Raw genomic sequence first — 22640 nt, forward strand, 5'->3', positions numbered from 1 at the left:
CAGGTGCAGAGAACGCTTTAGATTTATTAATCCCCGTCTCCCCTATGGAGCGGCTGCGAAATCTGTAAGAATATTGATGATAAGGCAGGTGTTGGCGTTGGCCAACTCAATCGAGCAAAGGAAATCTGAGCATATTCAAATCACTTTGAATGAAAAGGTTACAGGGGAGTCGATTTCCACAGGATTAGAGTCGTTTACGTTCATCCACAATGCGCTCCCCGAAATCGCTTTTGACGAAATCTCCATTGAAACCACATTCCTCGGCTTTGAATGCAAAACGCCGTTTCTCATCAGTTCCATGACGGGCGGGACAGCCCTTGCCGAGACGATTAACCGGAACTTGGCCGCAGCGGCCGAAGAACGGGGGTGGGTGCTTGCGCTCGGATCCACCCGGGCACTGCTCGACAGCGACGGACATTCCTCCTCTTTCATGATGAGGAAGTACGCACCGAGTGTCCCTGTTATTGCAAACCTTGGTGCTGTTCAGCTCAATTACGGATACGGTGTCGAAGAATGCAGGAAAATTATCGGGATGACTGAGGCGGATATGCTCGTCCTTCATTTGAACAGCATCCAAGAAGTGATTCAGGAAAAGGGAGATACGAATTTTAAAGGGTTATTAAAGAAGATTGAACAATTGTGCAGCACGCTGGAGGTTCCGGTCGGAATCAAGGAAGTTGGATGGGGCATCGATGGCCAGACAGCCAAAAAGTTAGCTGAGGCCGGTGTGGCGTTTATCGACGTGGCCGGAGCTGGAGGCACATCCTGGAGCCAGGTGGAAAAGTTCCGTGCCAAAGATCCCATCCGGCGGGCTGCCGCGCAAAGCTTCAGCGAATGGGGGATTCCGACGGTGGAATCGATCAAGCTGGTCCGCGGAGAAATTGGGGACCGTCCGCTGATTGCCAGCGGCGGGATGCAGACGGGGCTGGATGGCGCCAAGACTATCGCGTTGGGTGCCGACCTGGTCGGATTCGGGCGATCCATTCTGAAAGAAGCGACCCAAAGCCCGGAAGATGTTATTGAAGTAATGAAAATCCGCGAAATGGAACTTCGGATGTCGATGTTCGGAATCGGAGCGTCGACAATTCAAGAATTGAAAGGAACTCCCCGCCTGAAAGAACGATGATAGTGGTATGAGGGCCTCGAAAATTGATGCATATTGCTCTATTTGGAGGGTTGCAAATTGAATCGCATTTTCATGAACGGAAAATTTTTTACAGCGGATCAGAAAAACAAAGAGGCCAATGCTATGATCGTCAGTAATGGAATTGTTACTTGGGTTGGAAAAGAGGAGGATATGCCTCCTGTTCAGGGAGAGAAGTATGATTTGGAAGGTCGCCGCGTACTTCCCGGGTTCATTGATGCCCATCTTCATCCGTTGCTGCTTGCGGAAACATCGAAGCAGCTTGCATGCACGCCGCCGGGAGTGACATCCATTTCAGGCATGGTTCAAGCGTTGAAGAAGCGGCTCAAAGGGCAAGGACCTGATTCATGGATAGAAGGCTGGGGGTATGATGAAGGCAAATTGGATGAAGGCAGGGCGCCGAACAGGCATGACTTGGACCAGGCGGCCAGTGATATCCCGATTGTTTTGACACGGACATGCACCCATATTCTTACCGTGAACAGCAAAGCTTTGGAAATTGCCGGAATAACAAGGGATACGCCAGATCCTCCAGGCGGAAAAATTGATCGTGATAAACTGGGAGAGCCGACAGGTGTACTGCGTGAAAGTGCAGCCGATTTAGTGAAAAGTAAAATGCCTGTAAAAAGCCTTGAACAAAAGGCCGCATTGCTGGCGGAATACAGTGACACATTTCTTGCCAAGGGTGTTACTGGCATTACAGAGATGATGGGAGAGCATAACCCTATCGATTATTATGATTTATATAAAGCTGCAAGGAAAAAAGGGCTGAAGCAAAGGGCGGCCCTCTATTACAATTGGGATGCGTTCCAGCAGTTTGACCTGCATGAGCCGGCCATTTTTGACAGGGAACAGCCTGTTTATATCGCTGGAATTAAATTATTTGCCGACGGCAGTATTTCCGGCCAGACAGCTTGGGTAAACCCCGCATTTCTGGGAGACGGTGAAAATTTCGGGATTTCTACAACCTGTCAAGAGGAGCTGCTGGCAGCAGGGGAAGCGGCAAAAAAATACGGTATCCAATTGGCCGTTCACGCAATGGGGGAACAGGCCATTGACCAGGTCGTTGATACGTTTTACAAAAAAGCCGATTGGCTGGATGGGGCCCCATCTGTTCGAATCGAACATGTGTCGCTGCCGACGGAGCAGGCACTCCGGCGTGCAGCTGAGTCCGGAATCGCCTTTGTGACCCAGCCCATTTTTTTATATGCCGAAATAGAAAGCTACCTGAACAATTTAGGTGAAGAACGTTCGAGAAAATCTTACCCGGTCAAAGCCATTCTGGAAAAAGGAATTCAAGTGGCTTTTTCATCAGATGCGCCTGCCACTGCATGGGATGATCCCGTGAATCCATTTGTCGGACTGGAAGCGGCCGTGAACAGGAAGGCTTACAACGGGACAGATATTGGACAGGAGCAGGGCATTCCGCTTGAAACAGCGGTCGAGCTTTATACGAAAGCGGCACAGGAAGTTACCCGGATTCCTTTCGTTGGCAGGCTTGCTCCGGGATACCATGCTGACTTCATCGTTCTTGAAAAAGATATCTTTAAGGCGGACAAAGCCGAAATTAGCAGCATGAACGTAGAAGAAACGTATATGGGCGGAGAAATGGTATATCAGAAGACGAGGGTCTGAAGGGAAAGGGTCCTTGTTGCTGCTGTCATGTAACCAAAAAAATACTTGAGTTCGTGTTATCAAGGCCTAAATCGTAGAAAGTCAAAAAAATAAAGGGCAATACATATTAGTCATGTAAAATATGTATTGCCCTTTTATCTTTTGCTCAACAAATCACGCCCGATTGCAGCTTAGTCAAATCAAAGTTTTTATAGAAAAACTTAGTGAGACATGTGGGAATCGACTGGCTTCCATTGGAACTGATTAAAGCAACTGCACTTATTCTTCATTTCACTTGCAGCAGACGAGGTGCTGTTGTGGTAAGCAATGCAATCACAATAAAGCAAGCTAAGGAAGAGGCAATGCAAGAAGTGCCGTTTGCGATGAGTGAGTAAAGAAAAGCAGATTGGCCTGGAGGTGCGTACTGCCCCCAGAAAATGATTCCGGCGATGAAGTGCCAAATATATCTTGCAGCGCCGCCAATCAATACAGCACTTAATAATAACAAGACTAGCATGACTTTTCCTTCAGATTTCAAAACATTTTTTATAGCAGGTGCAAGCAATCCTGCTGCACCAATAAAACTGAATGCAATAAAATATTCAATTAATCCTTGAAGAGGCGTCAAAATTTGTCCGGCAGCATCCCCTGTTACAATTTGCAGCAGGCCCCACAAAAATCCTGAAGCAAACCCGGCCTTTATTCCCCAGCGAAGCGACACGATAAAAATGGGTACCATGGAAACTGAAAACTTAATTGCCGGCGTTATTTGAACGGATGGGATCATATCAAGCATCATTGCAAATGCCGCAAAAATCGATACCTCCATCAGTGCACGTAATGACATCTTTTCTCTTCCCATAAAAAAACCCCCTATGATATGATGACCGACCGTAACCATAGGGGAACAACGGCAATGATAATCTTATTGCCGTTTATATACCATCCCTGCGCTAGCATTATCTAACAGGTTCAAAGGGTCCGGAACGAGTCCGCTCTCAGCAAAAAGCTCCCCTTGGTACGCCGATTCAAATTTCTACCTTTATTGTAGTATATTTTGAATAAAATGCAATCTCTGTTATTGAGAGGAGATTCACTCGAACTAGGAATGGAGATAAAGAGGGCCGTTATCTGCCATCAGATTTTCTTTTAAACCGGCTCCCGGTATTCATATACACAATGGCAAAAATAACGATGATAATAAATAAAATAAGACCCAAAATGAACAGTAACTGGTTTTCCAAAGCTTCACTTAATCCCCACAGCAAGATACTAAAACAAATGCCGTACATTATTTTGCCCATAAATTTACACAACGCCGTTTCGTCATATTGGGCTTTTTCACTGTCAGACTTCGTATTGTAGCCGGCAATCAAAAATGCGCCTTTCCCTTTTGACAGTATGACGGCGAAAATGAGGAATGGAATGAGAATGATAATATTTATAATGAATCCGGTCATAGCAGCAGCCTCTCTCGTATAAATTTCATGCTCCTGATTATTATACCAACTGCGGCACAAGGTTTGGCCGATAAAAAAGTAAATCAAAAGAAAACAAAGTTAAATTGGGGTTATTCCAAAGAATAATCATTTTACAGTTCTTACCTTTTCAAACCTTTGGTATTATTAGAGTAATTAAATTAAAAAATGGGGAGTGGTTTGTTTGTTATCCGGTCCAGTTAGTACAGGTAGTATCGTTGGTGTCGTGATCATTCTTCTAACCTTACTTCTAAATAAAAAGTCAGCAGTTTTAGCAAAAATTCCATCTTATTTAGGTTTATTGGCATCAATCATCATATTCATCATAAGTTTTGAGATTAGAGGTTTTGAAGGTGCCGCATATGGTATTTGTGCGTTTACAATCCTTATTTTTACCATCTTGTCCTTTTATATATCTATAAAAATATCAAAAGTAAAAAAACATTAAACTCTAAAAATAACCCCTTGATTTATTTTAGGGGCTTTTTAGACAGCCCCCTTAAAAACTCTCCACTTCCTTTACGGCGTCCGCCGCTTTTCCATCTTGTTTATTCGGATTTAAAATCATAAGCAATATAAAGACGCAGCACACGAGCGCACTGGAAATCAAATAAATCGATTGATAACCGTTTGCTGCGGTAATGATCCCGAAAATATATGAACCAAGCGCAATTCCGCCATCGAAGAAAGTGTAAAAAGTGGCGGTGGCATACCCGCTTCGCTCGATACTCGTGGATTGAATGGCAAGCGTCTGCATACTCGGCACTAAAGATCCGTATCCAAGCCCGATCAATGCACCGGCGGTCAAAAATGTGGCGGCCGAGCTTGTATATGCCAGCATAATCAGCCCGGCGATGAATAAAACCAATCCGGGGTACAGGACGTATTGAGGTCCTTTCAGATCAAACAACCTGCCTGTGAACGGTCTTGCAAGAAGCATGACAGCGGCAAAGACGAGGAAAAAGGTACTTGTCATGCTCAGCAGATTTTTTCCTTGGGCATAGATGGATAAATAAGATAGAATGCTTGCATATGAAAGGCCTGTCAGACAAGCGAGAAAGCCGACAGGTATTGCCTTTTTCTCAAAAAAGTCGAAGAATTGGCAATTAGCAAAAAGTCCCCTTCGGATAAAGCATATCCAAAGGAGGCAAAAAAAGTGTAACTATTAATAAACGGTACTTTTTTCAAATCACATTTCTCTCATTTTTCAAATGCAGTGGCTATCTTCAGTGCATCCATCGGGTTGGTCACTTGGTCGATGGCGTAGACTACCTGACCGTCCTGCCACAGGATCCGGGTGCTCTTTCCTTCCGCGTCAAGAAAGGCATGTCCATGCGGTTTTGGAACAGGAAGTGTGTGGTCCTCCAAAAATTGTACGGCATCCCGGGCGAGAGCTGTCCCTTCTTCACCATTATTGGTAAATGCGTGTGATGAAAGAGCCCAGCGTCCTTCATTCCAGCTTGTCCATACAGAACCGGCACCTGCATCTTGGTAACCCGTTATATGATGCCCCAGGTCAGTTGGTTGTCCGCCAGTTTCACTGAAATTCTCAAATGCTATTTCCTCATCTGCAGCTTCTTGGCTTTCGTATTTTTTTACTTCTATCCGCGCTATCCGGTCAGCTGCACCACTGTCATTGACCAGTTCTTCATTATTGATTGGTATCGGCTCATCACTTTGAAAAAAAACAACCGAGTAACGATTTTCATCCGATTTGGTTGTTGCCGTCAGGTGCTTGCCATTATCCAGGGGCAGTTCATGTGGAAGCTTGATCGTTAAGTTTGTATGGATTTGGTCTTTCACAGCCTCGATGACTTCTGCTTGTGTCATACTGTGGTTCGAGCTGCTGTCCACCTCGTCTGTAGCTTCTTTGGCCTCACCTTCAACTGCTTTTTCCGTTTGGTTCTGATCAGCGGCAGGTTTTTTGCCAGGTGTCGTAGCATTATTAGAACAGGCGGCCGCCAGTAAAATAAGAGACAATAGAAGACCGGTTTGCAACGCTTTTTTCATCAGTGCACTCCTCCTTGAAGCCAAGTAAGTACATCTGGTTTACTTTTCCCTTGATGAATGGAATGAAACAACTTCGAGGTATACAGATATTGTTGGGGTAAAGGATACTGATGAAAGGAGAGGGTTTGATTTTGGAAGAAATCCATACAAAAAACAGACAGCGAGAGTTCAAATCGTCGCTGTCTGTTTTAATGAAAAAGGGAGTTAAAGTACCCTTTTTGCACCCGCATATTTGGATTTCCAATAATAAGGATCATTGATGGAGGTAATGGATACACCTTTTCCTGCAGAGTGGATAAATTTATTGTTCCCTATGTAAATTCCGACGTGTGAAATTTTTTTCTTGGAAGTTGTTTTAAAGAATACGAGATCTCCGGATTTCAAGTTCTTTTTGCTGACAGATTTTCCTTTTTTATATTGCTCAGCTGCCGTTCTTGGAAGCTTGACATTCTTTTTCTTAAAGGTATAGGAAGTGAAGCCTGAACAGTCGAAGCCTTTTGGAGTCGTTCCGCCATACTTGTATCGGACGCCCAAGTACTTTTTACCTTCTTTCACAATGGCCGATCCTGTTGGTTTGCTTGCTGCACTTGCGGTATTTATAGGTTGAGTGATCACTGCTGCGAATGTGATAACGGCGAATAAAGAAACCAAAGCTTTTTTTAACATCGTCATTCTAGCACTTTCCCCCTGAAACTCCAGCATTTTCTTGTTTATGTTAGATATAGCATAACACGACAAATTGTGACTTTGTTTTTCAGTTATGTAACAAATGTATTACGAATTCGCCGGAATGGAAAAAGCATATATGGAGGCAAGTCTTGTTAATTTTATTTAGAGTAGGACTATTTACATTAATAATTTAATTCAAGTAGATTATACATTAAAAATATATTGACTATTTGTTAATTAGTGTTAATATGTTGTTAACAACAAACATTTTATATCAAAAGTATGTGTGCATTTGTGTATGTTTGAAAAGGTTTTGTTGCTTTTGGATACGCTTCCATGCAAAAGGGGGTTATTGATAGTCAAAAAGTTTAGTAATTGCTGTGAGGAAAATAAAAAGTATTAATTCAGGGGGTTATCTAGTTGAGAAAATGTTTCTTGTTGTTTTTATTGTTGTTGCTGGTAATAGCAGGCTGCGGGAGTAAAGAAAGTACCCAATCCAAACCAAGAGAAAAAATTGAAGGTGTACCGGAGAGTGTTCAGGGAGACGTTAAAGTTGCTGTAATCAGGAATCTCCCTTCGGATGACCATACGAAGCAATTTTTAGATGGAGCCAGAAGTGAAGGAGAAGGCTTAGGCTTTAAAGTAGACACATTTATTTCGGATGGGGATGATGCAAAGTTCCAAAACCTTGTATCACAAGCTATTCAGAAAAATTATGATGGACTTGTTATTTCTCATGGCAAGGAATCGTATTCATACGATATGATTAAGCCGGCCTTAGATAAGGGAATAAAGGTTGTAACGTTTGATACCGTCGCTGTTAAAAACGGCGAAAAATTGGAAGGGGTTACATATACTGCCCAAAACGACCATAAATTGGCCGAGCTTAGCCTCGATGAAGTTGCCAGTTACACAAAAGGTGGGGAGCCTGTTAATGTCATTAAATTATGGTTTGGAGGATTACCGCCACTTGATAGCAGGGAAGAGATTTATAAAAAATATGAAAAAGAAGGCAAGATTAAAACGTTAGAAACGATTGGGCCGTCCAATATGCAAAATGTTCAAGGGGATATTGCCTCAGGTGTTAGCTCAATCTTAAGCAAGTATCCGGAAGGAAAAGTGGATGTTATTTGGGGATCTTGGGATGAAATGGCTAAAGGAGGATTCAAAGCGCTTAAAGATAATAAACGGCCTGATATTAAATTGGTCTCAATTGATATCTCCAATCAGGATATTAACATGATGTTGGAAGAGGGGAGCACATGGGAATCTACAGCAGCTGTTGATCCCTACTTAATCGGTGTAATGAATATGCGTTTGTTAGCAAAGAAGATTGCAGGTGAAGATACACCGGAAACATATGCGCTTGAACCGAAATTGATTAAAAAAGAAGATTTGTCGTCTGAAACGACGATGGATAGTTTGGCAGAAGTAGTCGAAGGTTGGGGAGAGTCCGATGATTTCAACGAAGACTGGATGAAAAAGCTCAGAGAAAATTAATCAATGGAAAAGGAAGAATGACCAATTCTTCCTTTTCTACAATCTGGTAATCAAAACTTAAATAGGTGAGCGTATGGAAAAATCTGAAAAAACACTACTAAAAATGGAAAATATCAATATTGAATTTCCAGGAGTAAAGGCACTGACAGATGTCCACTTTGAAATGGAAACAGGCTCCATCCGCGCATTAATCGGAGCGAACGGAGCAGGTAAATCAACCTTAATGAAAGTCTTGTCAGGTGCTTATAATCATTACACTGGGAAAATCTCCTTTAATAATGAAGAAGTTATTATTAAAACCCCAAAAGACGGGAAAGATCTAGGGATTGATATTGTTTACCAGGAAGTAGATACAGCTCTTATTCCCCATTTAACAGTCGGCGAAAATATCATGTTAGACATGATCGTTAATGATATGGGCAAAAGACAAATAATAAATTGGAGAAACATACATTATGAGGCCAATAAGGTTTTGGAAAGGCTAAATATTAAGATTGATACGAAAAAAATCGTATCTCAATTGGATTTAGCGGATAAGCAAATGATTTTGATTGCAAGATCTATTGTTAAAGAAAGGAAGTTTTTAATTCTTGATGAGCCGACAGCTCCTTTAAGTAATAGGGAAACAAAAGAACTTTTTAGAATTATAAAGGATTTGGCAGGAAATCAGAATATTGGTGTAATATTCATCTCTCACAGGCTTCCCGAGCTTTTTGAAATCTGTGAAGACATCACCATTATGAAAGATGGAAAGGTTGTGACAAGCCAGCCTATTAGCGATTTAACGACCCAGCAAGTTGTTGAACTGATGTTGGGTAAGACATTCGAAGAAGAATTCACCAGGGCTGACAGACAAATAGGAAATGAGACTATATTTGAGATAAATAGCTTAAATGATAAAGAAGGAAAAGTAAATGACGTAAGTCTCCATGTAAGGAAAGGTGAAATTGTAGGGATCGCTGGTCTAGTAGGCGCCGGAAAAACGGAGCTATGCAAAACAATTTTTGGTGCCCATCAAATAGACTCCGGAGCTGTTAAGCTGTATGGCAAGTCTTTGAACATAAGATCACCTCACCATGCCGTAATACAAGGCTTGGCATTGGTTCCAGAAGAGCGGCGAAAGGAAGGGGTCCTTGTGGATGAGTCCGTCTACATGAATCTCACCGCGGCAAGCCTGAACAAATATACAACGGCCACGGGTGTTTTACAACCGAAGTTAGAAAGAAACACGGCTCGGAAAATGATTGGATCTCTAGGTATTAAAACCCCGAATGAGAGACAGAAAGTATCTTTGCTGTCCGGAGGGAATCAGCAAAAGGTTGCTGTCGGCAAGTGGTTGTTATCGAATGCAGAAATCTATATTTTTGATGAACCGACAAAAGGGGTCGATGTGGGCGCTAAAAAAGAGATTTTTGATTTGATTGGTGACCTGGCAAATGATCAAAAGGGAGTTATATATGCTTCTAGTGAACTATCAGAAATAATGGCCATTACAGACAGAATCTATGTCATGTATGATAACCGTGTCGTTAAGGAGTTAGTAACAAGGGAAACGACTGAAGAAGAAGTTATGTATTTTTCAACTGGGGGAAATTAATCAATGGAAAAAAGTTTAAAAAAGAGACCCCTTTCCGTTCTTCAATCCATAAATAAATGGGGTACTATCATTGCCATTGTAGTTTTACTTGCCTTTTTTACGGTAATTATGCCGGATATATTTTTAACGAGTTCTAACATTATCAATATATTAAGAAGCATTTCTATCGTAACTATTATTGCGATCGGCTTGACCGTGTCATTATCAGTTGATGGTTTCGATCTATCGATAGGGTCGACTGCCACACTCTCCAGTTCCTTGATTGTTTCATTTTTTGTATGGTACAACTTACCGGCAGGTATTGCTATTCCTCTAGCCATTGTTCTTACATTGATCGTTGCACTGATTAATGTGTTGTTGATTGTAAAAATAAAAATTCCAGATCTGTTCGCTACATTGTCGACAATGTTCATTTTTGAAGGCGTTGCCATGACATATACTGGCGGCGGTTCCATCAGTGAGGGGATGCCAAGGCTGGATGGCTCCCCAACGGAAGGGAAGCTTCCGGTTGTTTTTGACAAGATGGGCGAGACTCCGTGGATAATAATGATCATGATTTTGGTCGTCATAATTGTTCATGTGTTTTTGAACCATACAAAGCACGGACGCTATATGTATATGATTGGAGGAAATATAGAAGCTGCACGATTATCCGGAATTCCGGTTAATCGGTATAAAACCTTCGCATATGTTATCTCGACTTTATTTGCAGCTCTTGGAGGAATTATTTTAGCTTCCTATCTTGGATCTGCACAAATTAACTCCGGGGCTGGGTACTTGATGCCAGCAGTTGCTGCTGCATTTATTGGATCCTCTTTCGCCGGGAACGGGAAACCAAATGCTATTGGTACTTTTATAGGTGCTGCTTTGGTAGGGATTCTTGAAAATGGACTTGTTATGATGTCAGTCCCATATTATTCCCTCAACATAGTAAAAGGCATGGTGTTGGCTCTTGCTCTTGCTTCAACTTATTACAACCGTAAATAAAACGAAGGGGAGGAAATGTGAGGATGTCCCGGTTCAATCAATATTTCTTAATGAAGGAAAAAGATGTAGTGGATTATGTTTTAGAGAAAGTTGATTTTTTCGATAAAAAAAGTTATTTAACGTGTGATGAAATTGGAGACGGGAACCTAAATTATGTGTATCGCGTCTCAGACAAACAATCAGATAAATCATTGATAGTAAAGCAGGCAGGGCGTACAGCCCGCATCTCGGAAGACATCACACTTTCGACAAATAGGAACAAGATAGAATCAAATGCCCTTATTATCCATGGAAAGTATGCTCCCGGACTTGTTCCGAAAGTATACCTGCTTGATGAAGTGATGAGCTGCTGTGTAATGGAAGATTTGTCCGATCATCTCATTTTAAGAGAGGGCTTTTTAAAGCATGAAATATATCCATTATTTGCCGAGCATATTACCTCATATATGGTAAAGACACTTCTGCCCACAACTGATGTTGTCATGGAACATAAGGAGAAGAAACAGCTGGTAAAGGAATTTATTAATCCGGAACTATGCGAAATTTCCGAAGATCTTGTTTATACAGAGCCGTTTAATGATTATAATCATCGAAATGAAATCATAAACGAGAACAAAGATTGGATTATCCGGGAAATCTATCAAGATGATCAATTGCGCGTTGAGGCTGCTAAACTGAAATTTGAGTTCATGAACCATGCTCAAGCTCTGATTCACGGAGATCTCCATACCGGGTCGATTTTTGCAAAAAAGGACTCCACTAAAGTGATTGACCCTGAATTTGCCTTTTTTGGTCCCATTGGATATGACACTGGTAATGTCGTTGCGCACCTGATTTTTGCATATATCAATGGAGATACATATAAAAAAGGGGAATTTGTTGACTGGGTGGAAGGGACTATTAAAGAAGTAGTTAATTTGTTCAAAGAAAAATTCAACTTAGAGTGGGATCGTTCGGCAACTGAAATACTTGCCAAGGAAAAAGGGTTTAAGGAATGGTATCTGGACCATATTTTATCAGATACAGCCGGAGTTGCCGGACTTGAAATCATAAGGAGGATAGTGGGGCTAGCCAAGGTAAAGGATATCACTTCAATTGAAAATACGGACAGCAGAGTGCGGGCCGAACGCATTTGTTTAACTTTAGCAAAAAATTTAATAAAGAGAAGAAATGAATTTAAAGAAGGCAAAGACTATACTGAAGCATTGCATCAGGCCATTGACGAGGTGAAGGTGAAAAATGAGTGATCAGCTGTTAACAATTGAATGGAAAAATAATAAACTTGTTCTTTTAGATCAAACTGTTTTACCTAATGAAATCATATATAAGGAGTATGATTCAGCAGAAAGTGTCTGGGAAGCCATTCGGACAATGGTGGTCAGGGGTGCTCCGGCAATTGGCGTAACTGCAGCCTATGGGTTATACCTGGGGATTAAAGATGCGCCTGAATCCTCTTTTGAGGATTTCCGGAAGACCCTAAAGGAAAAATCCGAACTATTGGCTACTTCAAGACCCACAGCTGTAAACTTGTTTTGGGCCCTTGAACGAATGGAGAATATCGCAGAAACAAACAAAGGTTTACCTGTAGCCGCGCTTAAAGAGACCCTGCTTAAAGAAGCGAAAGCCATTCATAAAGAGGATGAAGAAATCAATAGAAAAATTGGAGAAAACCTTCTATCTTTACTAGAGGATGGCATGGGAATTCTAACACATTGCAATGCAGGTTCTTTGGCTACAACTAAATATGGAACAGCAACGGCTCCCATCTATTTAGCTAAGGAAAGAGGATGGAACTTTAAAGTATATTCAGATGAAACTCGGCCAAGGCTCCAAGGATCTACCTTAACAGCATTGGAACTCCAAAAGGCCGGAATTGATGTTACAATAATTACGGATAGTATGGCAGGTGTAGTAATGTCCCAAAATAAAATTGATGCCATTATTGTTGGGGCGGACAGGGTTGCTGCAAATGGAGATGTAGCAAATAAAGTCGGAACATTGGGAGTCTCAATTCTTGCCAAATATTATAATATTCCATTTTATGTAGCAGTGCCAACTCCAACCATTGATTTAAAAACTAAATCAGGAAAAGATATTCCAATTGAGGAACGGGATCCCGAGGAAGTCATCAATTTATTTGGAAAGTGGACAGCATTAAAAGACAGTAAAGTATATAACCCTGCTTTTGATATCACTCCTGCGGAAAATATTACTGCCATTGTCACCGAAAAAGGAATTGTGAGAGCTCCTTATAGGGAGAACTTGTTAAAAATATTTAATGATTTTTATTGATTATCTAACCAAGATAGGATGAGCAATAGAAAATGGTAACTTTACCTAGTGCGCGCAGAGACGAGATTGTAAACATATTAAAATCAAAAGATTATGCAGAGATATCCTACTTAAGTCAAAAATTCTCTGTTTCAGAAATGACTATTCGTAGGGATATAGATAAATTGGAGAAGGAAGGAAAAGTATTAAAAGTTTATGGCGGGGTTCGGCTGAAAGAAATCCGGGAAAAAGAATATGAAGGATCCATTGAGGAGAGGAAAGGCCGAAATAGTTTTGAGAAAAAGCTCATCGCTTTGGAGGCAGTAAAATTCATAGAAGATGGAGACGTCATTGCTTTTGATGCGAGCACAACCGCTTTGGAATTGAGCCGTCATATCAAATTCAAGAAAAAGGTGACGGTAGTTACGAACAATATCAATATAGCGGTTGAGTTATCCAGTGATCCGGATATAACAATCATATTACTCGGAGGGTTTCTAAGAAGGACATCCCTTTCAGTGTTCGGCTCTTCAATCTCCAAGTATTTGGAATCTATATACATTGATAAGGCATTCATCTCCTGCAAATCTTTAAATTTTAATGATGGAGTTACAGACAGCCTCATTGATGAAGGGGAAGCGAAGCAAGCCATTATTATGCGCTCCACCTATCTATATTTATTGGCGGACCATACTAAAATAAATACAATTGCTTTCTTTAAAATTTGCCCGGCAGAAAGTGTAAATACGTTAATTACAGATGAAGTTGTTCCTTTTAACAAGGAACAGCAAAAATGTCTAGAACAATACCGGGAAAATGGTACAAACGTAATCATAGCAAAACAATCCAATTAAATATTTGTATAGGGAGGCCGCCCAATTGATTATGGAACAAGAGAGGCGGGACATCGTCGAATACTGTAACAGACTGTTGTCCAGCGGTCTAACAAAAGGTACAGGAGGTAACATCAGTATCTTTAATCGACAGAAGCAATTGATGGCTATTAGTCCCAGTGGAATTGAGTATAACACGATGAGGCCTGAAGATGTTGTGGTTCTTGACCTGGAGAATCGGATCATTGATAGTCAACGAAAGCCCTCAAGTGAGTTAGAGATGCATTCGATCTTTTATAGAAAGCGTACAGATATAAATGCTGTTGTACATACACATTCTGTATTTGCCAAAACTCTTTCTGCGCTGAGATGGAGTCTTCCCGCAGTGTCATATCTTGTGGCTTATGCTGGAAAAAATGTCAGGTGTGCCGAATACGCCAGCTTTGGAACAAAAGAACTTGCAGAGAATGCCTTTAAAGCAATGGATAACAGAAAAGCGGTTCTTTTGGCAAATCATGGCCTATTGACCGGAGCACATGACATTAAGAATGCTTTTAATATTGCGGAGGAAATTGAATTTTGCGCAGAAGTATACTATCGTGCCAAATCAATCGGGGACCCCGTAATATTGGAGGATGAAGAGATGATGCATATGGAAGAAAAATTTAAAACATATGGCCAAAAGTAAATAGCTGTGTATTAAAGACCGTAGAAGAACTATGTTTCCTTTACGGTTTTTAATATGTTTATTGAACTATATATTTACGCTTCGCTCGGGAATTATACAGGCGTACCTCGGATTTTGGATAAATCACAAGCATTATAACCCTAAAAAGCCATGAATTGCCCCAAAAGACAGATAATCCTGTAATTTGATGAATATAAGAACTTTTCTAAAAAGATAATCTTTGTTATAGTTAGCATAATCATGAAAACACTTGCAAATTGAAGAGGGGGAGTCTGATTCGTGGGAGTAAAGAAAAGAAGTCTTTGGGGAATTTTGTTGCTTGCTTTGATGTTTGTGCTGGCTGCTTGCGGCGGTGGAGGGTCTAAAAGTACAGGCGGCGGTTCTGACAGCGCCGGCAATGAAAGCGGAAGCAGCGGAGACGGAGGTTTGAAAGATACATATACAGTTGCAAGCGATACTTCTTTCGTACCTTTTGAGTTTAAAGAAAAAGGCGAGTATGTCGGATTTGATATCGACTTGATCAATGCGATTGCTGATGAAGTCGGCTTTGAAATCAAGCTGGAAACGACAAACTTTGATGGTATCATCCCTGGTTTGCAGACTGGGTCTTTTGATATTGCCATTGCAGGAATCACGATTACGGATGAGCGTAAGAAGACGGTTGATTTCAGTGACCCATATTATGATGCAGGGCTCAGGATCGGTGTTGCCGTTGACAATGATGATATTAACAGTATTGAAGACTTGAAGGGAAAAACGGTTGCAACGAGGCTCGGATCTACAAGTGCCGATTATATTAAAGAGAATATTGAGGGAGCGAAAGCCAGCCAGTTTGAGCAATTGGATCAGGCGTATCTGGCTGTTGAAAATGGAAGTGCCGACGCCATCCTCTATGACTCTCCGAATGTAGCTTACTATATTCAGACCAAAGGGAAAGACAGCCTGAAGATGGTCGGCGAGCTGTATCAGGCTGAGCAATACGGCATTGCCTTCGCTAAAGGCCAGGATGAACTTGTGAGCAAGGTCAACGAAGCCTTGTCCACGTTAAAAGAGAATGGAAAATATGATGAAATCTATGAAAAATGGTTTGGTGAAAAACCTGAATAAGCTGTGAGCCTGCAAGGAAAGGGTGTAACCGACTTTTGTTACACCCTTTTATTCATAGAAATACAGAACGAATAAAAAAGACTAAGTTTTTGAATTATGGCTAGGCGCCATCGGCTCGAGATCACAAGTCAAATTGCTGTGGTGGCTGAGGAACTGCCTCCTCGCAATTCGCCTTGTGCTTGTCGCCTAAAGCTGCGCGCCTTACGCTTTTCTAATAAGAGGTGAAGCAATGATTGGGAGATTTGATTGGGCAGGTGTCATCGAATTCCTGCCGGATTTGACAAAAGGATTGTATTACACACTGCTCATTTCAGTTGTCGGGCTTTTAATCGGTTTTGCTTTGGGAGCCCTCTTCGGCATTGGACGAGTAGCCAAGAATAAGATTTTTTATATGATCTCCACTGTATACGTTGAGGTCATCCGCGGTACTCCTGTGCTTGTCCAGGCGATCTGGATATTCTTTGCTCTTCCTTTGATCATCGGAAAAAACCTTGATTCCATTACAGCAGGGATTATCGTGATCGCGGTTAATTCAGGAGCGTATATTGCCGAGATCGTCCGGGGTGCGGTTCAATCGATCGATAAAGGCCAGATGGAGGCCGGACGGTCTCTTGGGCTGAACCATCAGCAGACGATGCTCCATATCATTTGGCCGCAGGCATTTAAAAGGATGATCCCGCCGCTCGGAAACCAATTCATCATCAGTATCAAGGACACGTCCTTACTGTCTGTCATTCTCGTGCCCGAACTGATTTTCCAAGGGCGCTTAATTGCAGCCAACCACTTTAATGCGGTGGAAATTTATACGACGGTGGCACTCTTTTATTTAGTCATCACCTTCAGTTTATCGATGATTTTACGCTTTTTTGAAAGAAGGTTGGAAACGTAAATGATACAAGTCAACAATTTGCATAAAAAATTCGGAGAGCTTGAGGTGTTAAGGGGAATTACGTGTAAGGTCGAGCCGCAGGAAGTGGTCTGCGTCATCGGGCCGAGCGGATCCGGTAAAAGCACCTTTCTCCGCTGTTTGAACATGCTGGAGGAAATGACAGACGGAGATGTTGTGATCAATGGTCATCACTTGAACGACCCGAAAACAAATATTAATGTGGTTCGTACGGAAGTGGGAATGGTTTTTCAGCAGTTTAACCTTTTTCCCCATAAGACGGTTTTGGAAAACATCACGTTGGCGCCGAAAAAAATACGGAAAATCAATAATGAGGAAGCAAAAGCACTCGGCGTGGAACTGCTGGAAAAAGTCGGGCTTTCAGATAAGGCAAACAGTTACCCGAGGCAATTGTCAGGGGGACAGCAGCAGCGGGTGGCAATTGCCCGTGCCCTCGCAATGCAGCCGAAAGTCATGCTGTTCGATGAGCCGACTTCGGCTCTTGACCCAGAACTCGTTGGGGAAGTGCTTGAAGTCATGAAGCAGCTGGCTCTTGAAGGCATGACAATGGTGGTTGTCACCCATGAAATGGGATTCGCCAGGGAAGTGGCGGACCGCGTCATATTTATGGATGGCGGTGTCATTGTCGAAGAAGATGTTCCGTCCCAAATTTTTACGGATCCCAAATCAGATCGAACCAAGGCGTTTTTAAATAAAGTTTTGTAGGAGAAGCTCCTGCTTATTCGTTCCTGTTAAAAAAAGTATAAAATTTGGATGAAGCATCTATATGGAATGATGATGTGATATGTCTAGCTTCAGGCGCCAAAGGCGAAACGATCAAGCCAGCAAGGAAGCTTATTCAGGAGGAATGTGCTCCTACGGCACACCTACTCGAGGAAGCTAAGTTCACCTCGTCGCAAAGCTGCATGAAGCCTCTCAGGGATGCTTTACACGATGTGATTTAATTTAGCTGCTTTGCTGTGGTGGCTGAAAAGCTGCCTCATCAAAATTCGGCTTGTGCTTGTCGCCTAAGGCTGCACGCCTTGCGCTTTTCTTAAAAACTTTTATTTCCAGGAAAAGCAGCCCTTTGCATGGTATTGAAAAAACTGAAATGACCAGGCCGGCAGCGGTTGCTTCTGGCCTTTTCCTTATTTAGGAAATTATAAAGCGCTTAAGTAGTTGATAACTCATTATCTTTTTGTGCTACGTCCGGCTCCAGCGCCTATCGACTAGCAGACTTCACGCTTCTTCCTACGATAAGTCAACATCGCGCCGCTGTGCTGCGCGTGTTTCCTTTATCTCGTCAGAAGCGCTCCAGTCTGTACGTCGCTAAACAGGCGCTTGCGCCTTTGTTCTTATTTGACGAGATTGTGAATGGAACTCCTCTTTTTAATACCTAGGGACTAGGAAGAAGTGTCCGGTTTCCGCCTGTCGTGCTATGATGTATGTATCGAAATAGACAATGAAGGAAGTTTTATATAGAGATTCATCAAGTGTGGAGGAGGAGAAGAATATGGGTAAGGCGGGCTTGGCGGTTGAAGAGGTGTCGAAGCTTCATCTTCATAATTTTGAATTGGCCGATCAGACAGATTTGGAGCAAGTTTTGAAGGAATTGGCCGATATCAAATATGCATTGGACCAGTCTTCGATTGTTGCAATCACTGATCAGAAGGGAAAAATACTTTATGTCAACGACTTATTTTGTAAAATATCAAAATACAGCCGCGATGAGTTGGTCGGGCAGGATCACCGGATTCTCAATTCCCATTATCATTCAAAGGAATTTTTCAAGGAAATGTGGGCGACCATTGGCAATGGTCATGTCTGGGAAGGGGAAATCCGCAATAGGGCAAAGGATGGTTCGTTTTATTGGGTGGATACGACGATTGTCCCTTTTTTAAATGAAAAAGGGAAACCTTACCGTTATATTGCGATTCGGAATGATATCACCGCGCGGAAAGAAATGGAAGAGGAAATCAGAAGAAGTGAAGAAAGATACCGTATGATCACCGAAAATTCTTCTGACCTCATATCGACATTAGATGCGGGAGGGTGCTTTCAGTACATATCCCCATCCCATGAATCATTGCTGGGATATAGCTTGGAAGACATAAAAAGCGGAACTTTTTTTGATTTGATTCATGAAGCCGACCGGAATGAACTGAAGGAAGAAATAGAACAGCTTTGGGAAAAGAAGAAAATTGCTTCCCAGCTTGAGTTTCGTTTGAAAACCAGTTCCGGAAAATATATTTACGCAGAAGCCAAGATGAATTCGATTTTGAATGAGATGGGGCATGTGAGAAAGGTCATGCTTGTCACAAGGGATATAACCGAACGAAAAAAATCGGAACAGAAAATATATCATCTGGCGTTCCATGACACGCTGACAGATCTGCCAAACCGGCGATTGTTTATGAACGAGCTGCAAAAAACGATTGCAAAGGCAAAGAAATCTTCGAAAGTGGCCGCTATGTTTATTGATTTGGACCGCTTCAAATATGTGAATGATTCCTGGGGCCACGATACAGGCGATTATATTCTCATGGAAGCGGCACACCGTATCAAACAATCACTCCGCGCAACAGACTTTGTCGCAAGACTTGGCGGAGATGAATTTACGGTTCTTCTTGGCAATATCGAAAATGAAGCGGATGTAGAATCGCTGGCAGAAAGAATTCAAAAGGGCTTTAAAGAGCCGGTTCACATTCCAGGGAAAGAAATTTTCCTTTCCTGCAGCATAGGGATCGCGATATACCCTGATCATGGAAAAAGTGCCGATGAATTATTAAAACGGGCCGACACCGCCCTTTATGCGGTGAAAGAACGTGGAAGAAGCGGCTACGCCCTCTTTAACGCCGATATGGAAGAGAAATCCTTAGAGCGAATCTTGCTGGAAATTGAATTGAGAAAAGCCGTGGAGCTTGAGCAGTTTTATTTGGACTACCAGCCGAAGCTTGACTTCTCCAAAGGGGCGCTGATCGGCATGGAGGCGCTCGTCCGCTGGCATCACCCTGCTCTTGGCAGGATACCGCCAAACAAATTCATTCCGATTGCGGAAGAAACGGGCTTGATCATTCCGATTGGAGAGTGGGTGCTTCGCGAAGCCTGCAAACAGAATAGAAAATGGCAGGAAATGGGTTTCCCGCCTGTATCAGTATCTGTAAATGTTTCAGTCCGGCAACTTGAACAAGCGGATATGCTCCGGCAGGTGATTGAAGTGTTGAACGAAACTGGCCTTGACCCGAAATGGCTGGAGCTCGAGGTTACCGAAAGCGTCTTTGCCGATCTTGAAAACGCCGCGGCCATTTTGGAGGATATCCGGGGCTTTGGCGTTCAGATTTCCGTGGATGATTTCGGAACCGGCTATAGTACATTCAGCTATGTTAAACACCTGCCCGTTGATACGATCAAAATCGACTCTTCTTTCATAAGGGATATCCATAAAAACGTCGAAAGCAAAGCGATTGTCAATGCGATTTTGACCCTTGCCGAAACTTTGGATATCAATGTGATCGCTGAAGGGGTTGAAACTTCTGAACAGCTTGAACTTCTGAACAGCGGTGGCTGTATTCAGGGACAGGGCTATCTGTTCAGCAAGCCGGTATCCAATGAACTGTTTGAAAAGTATTTTCACAATACCGATTTGCTGTTACCGCAGGAAGTCTCCTGATAAAGGAAAGTGCGATTTGATGCACTTTCCTTTTTTAGTTGATTTTTCCTTTGTTTTTTCGTGGAAAAAAAGTGTATCTTCCCCTTCCCTGTTTGTAGCTTTTTCGCAGCCTTGCCGGCTTTATTTTGTTCTAAATTCATATCTTGTCCCATATTCTATTGTAGGAAAGCATGGCAAAGGGGAAGATCGCATGCGAAAAAAGACGAAAGTCACTTTTTTTATCATCGGCACCACACTCATATTTTTGATTGTCCAATATCAATTCATTCCGCGGGATTCATTTGATACATGGAATCTGCCATTGACCGGAAAAATAATATACCTGGACCCAGGGCACGGCGGCCCCGATGGTGGGGCCGGCGACAGCGAAGCGCTTGAGAAGGATATCGCCCTTGAAGTAGCCATGAAGCTGCGGGATTATCTGCAGAGCCAAGGGGCGCTCGTTTTGATGACAAGGGAAGCCGACAAAGATTTGGCAGATCCGGAGATAAAGGGGCTCAGCAGGAGGAAAACGGCCGATTTGAAGAAACGTCTGGAATTGGTCAATGAATCAGAAGCGGATCTATTCATAAGCATCCATTTGAATTCAATCCCTTCCCCGAGGTGGAGAGGTGCGCAGACCTTCTATTCACCCCATTTGGCGGAAAATAAGCGTGCGGCGAAATTGATCCAGGAAGAACTGGTCGTAAGCCTTGAGAATACGGATCGAAAAGCCAAAATCATCGAAAATATATATTTAATCAAGCACTCCAAGAAGCCGGGCGCCTTAGTTGAAATCGGCTTTTTATCGAACCCGGGAGAGCGTGCCTCTTTAATGGAAGAAGACTATCAGGAAAAAGTGGCAGCGGCCATCTACCGGGGGGTCATGAGGTATTTTACGAAGGAAAAATTAAAAGACTAAGGGTAATGCCTTGGGCAAATCAAATGTTATAGCAGAGCGTCTTTTCCTAGAAAACAACTTGAATATGTTATACTGGATCATAGGTGCAAATCGATAAAAGGGGTGCAAAAATGTTTACTGAACAACAGGCGTTCGACATTCTTAAAGAATTAAAGGATCCGCTTTTACATAAGACGTTAGAGGAAACGAATGGAGTTGCAGAAATTAAGGTCAAGGAGGAAAAGGAGCACGTAAGTGTAAAAATCGCTTTGGCCAAGACCGGAACCCCGGAACAGATGCAGCTCCAATCCCAAATTGTGCAGCTTTTAAAAGAGGCAGGCGCTGCTACGGTCGGAATCCGATTCACAGAGCTGCCGGAAGAAGAGCTGGAGAAACACCGTGCAGCCGGCGATCTTCCGGATGAGACGGCGGGAGGCCTTCTTTCACCCGACAGCAAAACAACGTTCATCGCGATTGCCAGCGGAAAAGGCGGCGTAGGAAAATCAACCGTTTCCGTCAACCTGGCTGTTGCTTTGGCACGCCTTGGCAAAAAGGTCGGGCTTGTCGATGCGGACATTTACGGATTCAGTGTTCCGGATATGATGGGAATTACGGAGCGTCCGGTTGTCAGAGGGAAAAAGATCCTGCCGGTGGACCGGTTTGGCGTGAAGGTCATTTCCATGGCGTTCTTCGTGGAAGACAATGCCCCGGTGATCTGGCGCGGGCCGATGCTGGGAAAAATGCTCAACAACTTCTTTACGGAAGTGGAATGGGGAGATTTGGACTTCCTGCTGCTTGACCTCCCTCCGGGAACGGGAGATGTAGCGCTTGATGTCCATACAATGCTGCCGAGCACAAAGGAAATCATCGTGACGACACCGCATCCGACCGCAGCTTTTGTTGCAGCACGTGCCGGGGCGATGGCCCTTCGCACGAATCATGAAATTTTGGGCGTCATTGAAAATATGTCTTATTTTGAAAGCAAGCTGACAGGCGAGAAGGAATATGTTTTTGGACAAGGCGGAGGGGAGAAGCTTGCCGAAGAGCTTCGCACAGAGCTGCTTGGAAAGCTGCCGCTTCAGCAGCCTGATTGGAATGAAGAGGATTTCGCGCCGTCCATTTACGATGAATCACATAAGCTGGGGCAGATTTATCAAAGTATTGCAGAAAAAGTTGTTCGTGCGTTGGAAAAATAAATTAGAGTTTTAGCGGGTGGCAATTGTTTGATGGATGGGTAGCATAACAACCATGAATAAAAGCAGGATTCCAAACCATGAAAATATGCGCTCAGTTGTTCTGCCACCTT

21 protein-coding genes and 1 riboswitch are annotated in these 22640 nt (G+C 42.8%); of the genes, 16 read left to right on the forward strand and 5 right to left on the reverse strand.

Annotated elements, in window-relative coordinates:
- Positions 1-97 precede the first annotated feature (97 nt).
- Both fni and D4N35_RS03330 read left to right on the forward strand, forming a co-directional pair.
- Positions 98-1126, forward strand: coding sequence for a type 2 isopentenyl-diphosphate Delta-isomerase (fni, locus tag D4N35_RS03325; RefSeq protein ID WP_120069964.1), 1029 nt, complete (start codon positions 98-100; stop codon positions 1124-1126).
- A 57-nt stretch (positions 1127-1183) separates the two neighbouring features.
- Positions 1184-2779, forward strand: a complete 1596-nt coding sequence (locus tag D4N35_RS03330; RefSeq protein WP_164876274.1) for an amidohydrolase — start codon at positions 1184-1186, stop codon at positions 2777-2779.
- 265 nt (positions 2780-3044) lie between these two features.
- On the opposite strand, the gene thiT is transcribed toward D4N35_RS03330, so the two are convergent.
- Both thiT and D4N35_RS03340 read right to left on the reverse strand, forming a co-directional pair.
- Positions 3045-3620: an energy-coupled thiamine transporter ThiT gene (gene thiT / locus D4N35_RS03335; RefSeq protein ID WP_120069967.1), complete on the reverse strand. Its 576-nt coding sequence runs from the start codon at positions 3618-3620 to the stop codon at positions 3045-3047.
- A gap of 66 nt (positions 3621-3686) precedes the next feature.
- Positions 3687-3784: riboswitch (TPP riboswitch) on the reverse strand.
- Positions 3785-3885: 101 nt separating this feature from the next.
- Positions 3886-4218: a DUF3784 domain-containing protein gene (locus D4N35_RS03340; protein WP_120069970.1), complete on the reverse strand. Its 333-nt coding sequence runs from the start codon at positions 4216-4218 to the stop codon at positions 3886-3888.
- Between the two features lie 202 nt (positions 4219-4420).
- On the opposite strand from D4N35_RS03340, the gene D4N35_RS03345 reads away from it, so the two are divergent.
- Positions 4421-4684 carry a YesK family protein gene (locus D4N35_RS03345; protein ID WP_164876275.1) on the forward strand — a complete coding sequence of 88 codons (264 nt, stop codon included), beginning with the start codon at positions 4421-4423 and terminating at the stop codon, positions 4682-4684.
- Between the two features lie 51 nt (positions 4685-4735).
- Here the strand turns inward: D4N35_RS03345 and D4N35_RS03350 are convergent, their stop codons facing one another.
- From D4N35_RS03350 to D4N35_RS03360, 3 genes are all read right to left on the reverse strand, one after another.
- The gene (locus tag D4N35_RS03350; RefSeq protein ID WP_313957214.1) at positions 4736-5374 is read right to left on the reverse strand and encodes an MFS transporter; all 639 of its coding nucleotides are present in this window, start codon (positions 5372-5374) and stop codon (positions 4736-4738) included.
- A 62-nt stretch (positions 5375-5436) separates the two neighbouring features.
- Complete coding sequence (locus D4N35_RS03355) at positions 5437-6246, reverse strand: hypothetical protein (RefSeq protein WP_120069975.1); 810 nt, start codon at positions 6244-6246, stop codon at positions 5437-5439.
- Between the two features lie 204 nt (positions 6247-6450).
- Positions 6451-6918 carry a C40 family peptidase gene (locus D4N35_RS03360; RefSeq protein WP_120069978.1) on the reverse strand — a complete coding sequence of 156 codons (468 nt, stop codon included), beginning with the start codon at positions 6916-6918 and terminating at the stop codon, positions 6451-6453.
- Between the two features lie 417 nt (positions 6919-7335).
- Here D4N35_RS03360 and D4N35_RS03365 point away from each other — a divergent pair, with 417 nt between their 5' ends.
- From D4N35_RS03365 to salA, 13 genes are all read left to right on the forward strand, one after another.
- Positions 7336-8415, forward strand: coding sequence for a sugar ABC transporter substrate-binding protein (locus D4N35_RS03365; protein WP_120069982.1), 1080 nt, complete (start codon positions 7336-7338; stop codon positions 8413-8415).
- 73 nt (positions 8416-8488) lie between these two features.
- Positions 8489-10012, forward strand: a complete 1524-nt coding sequence (locus tag D4N35_RS03370) for a sugar ABC transporter ATP-binding protein (protein ID WP_120069985.1) — start codon at positions 8489-8491, stop codon at positions 10010-10012.
- Between the two features lie 3 nt (positions 10013-10015).
- Positions 10016-10999: an ABC transporter permease gene (locus D4N35_RS03375; protein ID WP_120069988.1), complete on the forward strand. Its 984-nt coding sequence runs from the start codon at positions 10016-10018 to the stop codon at positions 10997-10999.
- A 23-nt stretch (positions 11000-11022) separates the two neighbouring features.
- Entirely contained in the window at positions 11023-12246 is a 1224-nt protein-coding gene (mtnK, locus tag D4N35_RS03380; RefSeq protein WP_120069991.1) for an S-methyl-5-thioribose kinase, read from the forward strand.
- Complete coding sequence (mtnA, locus tag D4N35_RS03385) at positions 12239-13291, forward strand: S-methyl-5-thioribose-1-phosphate isomerase (RefSeq protein ID WP_120069994.1); 1053 nt, start codon at positions 12239-12241, stop codon at positions 13289-13291. Before mtnK ends, mtnA begins: the two co-directional genes overlap by 8 nt.
- Positions 13292-13323: 32 nt before the next feature.
- Complete coding sequence (locus D4N35_RS03390; protein WP_120069998.1) at positions 13324-14124, forward strand: DeoR/GlpR family DNA-binding transcription regulator; 801 nt, start codon at positions 13324-13326, stop codon at positions 14122-14124.
- Between the two features lie 25 nt (positions 14125-14149).
- Positions 14150-14791 (forward strand): L-fuculose-phosphate aldolase, encoded by a 642-nt coding sequence (locus D4N35_RS03395; RefSeq protein ID WP_120070001.1) that lies wholly within the window; start codon positions 14150-14152, stop codon positions 14789-14791.
- A 327-nt stretch (positions 14792-15118) separates the two neighbouring features.
- Entirely contained in the window at positions 15119-15898 is a 780-nt protein-coding gene (locus tag D4N35_RS03400; RefSeq protein ID WP_164876277.1) for a glutamine ABC transporter substrate-binding protein, read from the forward strand.
- A 229-nt stretch (positions 15899-16127) separates the two neighbouring features.
- Positions 16128-16787 (forward strand): amino acid ABC transporter permease, encoded by a 660-nt coding sequence (locus tag D4N35_RS03405; RefSeq protein ID WP_120070007.1) that lies wholly within the window; start codon positions 16128-16130, stop codon positions 16785-16787.
- Positions 16788-17510, forward strand: a complete 723-nt coding sequence (locus D4N35_RS03410; protein WP_120070010.1) for an amino acid ABC transporter ATP-binding protein — start codon at positions 16788-16790, stop codon at positions 17508-17510. It begins immediately after the preceding gene.
- Between the two features lie 787 nt (positions 17511-18297).
- Entirely contained in the window at positions 18298-20454 is a 2157-nt protein-coding gene (locus D4N35_RS03415) for a bifunctional diguanylate cyclase/phosphodiesterase (protein WP_120070016.1), read from the forward strand.
- Positions 20455-20644: 190 nt separating this feature from the next.
- Entirely contained in the window at positions 20645-21355 is a 711-nt protein-coding gene (cwlD, locus tag D4N35_RS03420; protein ID WP_120070250.1) for an N-acetylmuramoyl-L-alanine amidase CwlD, read from the forward strand.
- Between the two features lie 110 nt (positions 21356-21465).
- Positions 21466-22530, forward strand: a complete 1065-nt coding sequence (salA, locus tag D4N35_RS03425; RefSeq protein ID WP_120070019.1) for an iron-sulfur carrier protein/transcriptional regulator SalA — start codon at positions 21466-21468, stop codon at positions 22528-22530.
- Positions 22531-22640 lie beyond the last annotated feature (110 nt).

It is taken from the genome of Siminovitchia fortis (assembly GCF_003605365.2).
GTDB lineage: Bacteria > Bacillota > Bacilli > Bacillales > Bacillaceae_C > Siminovitchia > Siminovitchia fortis.